This is a genomic window from Aromatoleum evansii (assembly GCF_012910805.1).
GTDB classification, from domain to species: domain Bacteria; phylum Pseudomonadota; class Gammaproteobacteria; order Burkholderiales; family Rhodocyclaceae; genus Aromatoleum; species Aromatoleum evansii.
In genome coordinates this window covers 1-502 of the sequence record NZ_WTVK01000194.1, presented here as the reverse complement: position 1 = coordinate 502, position 502 = coordinate 1, and the positions used below count along the sequence as shown (strand labels likewise).

Annotated in this window: 1 protein-coding gene; it reads left to right on the top strand. The window is 71.1% G+C overall.

Features of this window, described 5'->3' with window-relative positions; all coding sequences use genetic code 11:
- Positions 1-502: calcium-binding protein (locus GO615_RS27880; protein WP_281358762.1), on the top strand; the 502-nt coding region annotated here is incomplete at both ends.

Sequence of the window (502 nt, the reverse complement as noted above, 5' to 3'; positions counted from 1 at the left end):
TGTCGGTGCAGGGCATCGATGCTGCGCAGGTGCGCCTGGTGGCGGACATGGCGACGGGCGACCTGCTGATCCGCGCGGCCAGCGGCGAGGAGATGCGCATCGTCGGCCAGGTCAGCGGCGGCATGGGCATCGAGCAGATCGTGTTCGCCGACGGCACGACGTGGGGCCCGCAGGAGATCGCCAACGCGACGGCCGAGTTCCGCGGCACCGAGGGCAACGACGTGCTGATGGGCACGCAGCGCGGCGACTGGATGGATGGCGGCGCCGGTGATGACGAGCTGGTCGGCATGGACGGTGGCGACACCTACGTGATGTCGAGCGGCGGCGGTCACGACCGGGTGGTCGACTACGGTGCGCCGTGGGACGTGGACACGGTGTCGGTGCAGGGCATCGATGCTGCGCAGGTGCGCCTGGTGGCGGACATGGCGACGGGGGACCTGCTGATCCGTGCGGCCAGCGGCGAGGAGATGCGCATCGTCGGCCAGGTCAGCGGCGGCATGGG